General features: G+C 40.7%; 5 protein-coding genes. 1 reads left to right on the top strand and 4 read right to left on the bottom strand.

The genetic code is table 11. The annotated features are described in order from the left end of the window. Nucleotides 1-309, bottom strand: a 309-nt coding sequence (locus tag QMN76_RS10830; protein ID WP_282066034.1) for a hypothetical protein, incomplete at its 3' end; no start/stop codon positions are given. A 46-nt stretch (nt 310-355) separates the two neighbouring features. Here QMN76_RS10830 and QMN76_RS10825 point away from each other — a divergent pair. After that, complete coding sequence (locus tag QMN76_RS10825; RefSeq protein WP_282024342.1) at nt 356-793, top strand: hypothetical protein; 438 nt, start codon at nt 356-358, stop codon at nt 791-793. 5 nt (nt 794-798) lie between these two features. On the opposite strand, the gene QMN76_RS10975 is transcribed toward QMN76_RS10825, so the two are convergent. From QMN76_RS10975 to QMN76_RS10965, 3 genes are all read right to left on the bottom strand, one after another. Further along, on the bottom strand, nt 799-1,431 hold the full coding sequence (locus tag QMN76_RS10975) for a terminase gpA endonuclease subunit (RefSeq protein ID WP_328517262.1): 633 nt from the start codon (nt 1,429-1,431) through the stop codon (nt 799-801). After that, on the bottom strand, nt 1,319-1,852 hold the full coding sequence (locus QMN76_RS10970; protein WP_328517277.1) for a terminase gpA endonuclease subunit: 534 nt from the start codon (nt 1,850-1,852) through the stop codon (nt 1,319-1,321). The genes QMN76_RS10975 and QMN76_RS10970 overlap by 113 nt, the downstream gene beginning before the upstream one ends. Nucleotides 1,853-1,858: 6 nt before the next feature. Further along, nucleotides 1,859-2,345: phage terminase large subunit family protein (locus tag QMN76_RS10965; RefSeq protein WP_328517276.1), on the bottom strand; the 487-nt coding region annotated here is incomplete at its 5' end.

The raw sequence follows: 2,345 nt of genomic DNA, 5'->3' as shown, positions 1-2,345 counted from the left end.
ATTGGTAATAGCATCACTTGGCGTTCGCGTGCCGCCATATTCCTCAAATTGTAGATATTTGGCTTGTTGGTCTTTGATAAAAATCGTTGCTGTTTGATAGTTCTTGGTCGCAAGCGTAAAGGCCACAGCATTCCTAGTAAACGCATTGATATTCTGAAAAATACTGGGCAGCTCTTGCTTGATCTGATCCCGTGCTGCCTTTGCCACCCCATTCAGACCTTGTGCAACCGCATAAGGAATATCTTTGGACGCTATTCGTTGCAGTTCTAATGAGGTCTGTTTGGTGTTAAGGTGGAAGGTGGTTTTCATTATATTAATGAAATAACTTTTATAAATAAAATAGAAAGAAATGATTATGAATCTAATAAAAGCCAGAAAAATATTTTTCCAAGAAATTAATTATTTAGTGCTGATAACTATATTATATTATGGCGCATTAAGAATACACGAAGCAGATAAGGATTTAATATGGCATAAACTGGATACACTTGCACTTATAGCATTATTCGTATTTCCTATACCTTACATATTATTTTTATTAAAATATATTTACTTCCTTACAAAAAAAGAAAATAGAGATTACGTTTTTCAACGAATCAAAATAAGGATTGCAAAAACAAAAATATTATTACAACAAGGACTTAAAAAAACAAAAGAAGAAACACTATTAACAACGATAATTAACCGTACATTACTAATACTATTTGGTGTATCTGCGCTTGGCTGTTTAATACAGATATACGTATCTTTAGTATTATTAATTACTAATATAGCTAAACTACTACCTCATTAATCATCCTACAAGAACCCTTTAACAAACTCTTTCCTAGCTTTCACAGGATCTTTCTTTTCAGGTTGAACATATTGTTCTTTGGGTAATCCTGATACTTCGACACTTTGTTCAACCATTTTTACTGGCTCTTGGTTTTGTTCCATACGATCAGCCATGACGTTCAATTTTAACCCTTGTTGCATTAAGCCACATAAGGCAGCATATGAGTAAACTGCCAAATCCAAAGCCTCGTTCGCGCGCCCTGGGGTTTGTTCCCAGACGCGCACGTCTTTACCACCAATGCGTTTTCTGACTGAGCGTTCAGAAACCAGTTGCGCAAAAAAATTAATATCTCGATCTTGAGGGTAATGCATATAACCTGGACAGGCTGTATCAGGTGGAGGTTGTTCTATCTTTAGCCTGCTGCGAATAATATCTTTGGCTGCATTGACCCCAATAATATAAGGTCTGAACCCTTTGGATTTACGCGTTGGACGTTTAGATGGCCAGACTGGAGAGCGTTGCCCACCTTGTTCAGAACCGCCTTTAATTGCCCAAATCCTGCGTCCAAGTCTTGCTTTGCAAAACTCGTAAACACGCTGTGTATGATGTCCCCCCTGAATCAATACAGACCGCAGCAATCGAAAAAGCATGACCATCAGCACGATACCATTGACGCTTTAAGATCGTATCAACCTCTTGCCACAAAGTAGGACTGTCTGGATCGCCATCAATCACCACATGCGCAATGGACCAGCGTTCTTCATTGCGTCCCCACCCGACAATTTCCAGCTCAACACGATCATCTTGGGTATCGCCTGCCGCTGTTAATAACACCACCCCATCAGAAACTTCACCAGCCCAGAGTTCCGCACGTCTTGCCAAGGTTAATTCAGATAATGCGCCCTCACCACGATCTTCAAAGGTTTCCCCAAGGGTCGTATTTACAAAAGTTTGTAACTCAATCGGATCAGACTTTACCCGCAAAAACTCTGATACCAACAAAGACCATCTGGCATTGGGCATCAATGAATAAAGCGAGTTAATATGAAAGGATGCATGCCCTTTGAACAAAGCCAACGCACGTCATTCACCATTTTTGATTAATTCTGGCTTTTCTTGTTCCAAGATAACGCAACCATTATGCTTACATACATAATGCACCGTTTCGGGTAAAGCTTGACCCTGTTCATCTTTGTCCCATTTAATGCCATGCGTCACATCTTTGCCACCCCATTCTAGGACTTGATAGTCTCCACAATGAGGACATGGCACGTAAAAACGTCGTTGATCACCCTCTTGATAAAGCTTTTCAATCCGAGATAGTCCTTTAATCGTTGGCGTTGATCCCGATACAATTTTACGGTTCCAAAAAGTCTCGGACCGTTTGGTGCCAAGAGCAATTTGATCCCCTTCGGAACCTGCACCACCAACTGGATATCCATCGACCTCGTCGAACAACACAATGCGCACTGTAATACGACGAAACCCACCAGGCGAATTCGCCCCTACTAACGCAATAGATGCCCCATTCTTCATGGTCTTTTTAAGTAACGTGTTTTCACCTGTTCGG

Source organism: Commensalibacter papalotli (ex Botero et al. 2024) (assembly GCF_947179115.1).
Classification (GTDB): domain Bacteria; phylum Pseudomonadota; class Alphaproteobacteria; order Acetobacterales; family Acetobacteraceae; genus Commensalibacter; species Commensalibacter papalotli.
The sequence above is the reverse complement of the archived record's forward strand: the minus strand, read 5'-3'. Positions and strand labels throughout refer to the sequence as shown.

Excerpts from the sequence above, each read along its gene's own strand:
- QMN76_RS10825 (WP_282024342.1), top strand. The coding sequence starts at position 356 with ATGAATCTAATAAAAGCCAGAAAAATATTTTTCCAAGAAATTAATTAT.
- QMN76_RS10975 (WP_328517262.1), bottom strand. The coding sequence starts at position 1,431 with ATGGTCATGCTTTTTCGATTGCTGCGGTCTGTATTGATTCAGGGGGGA.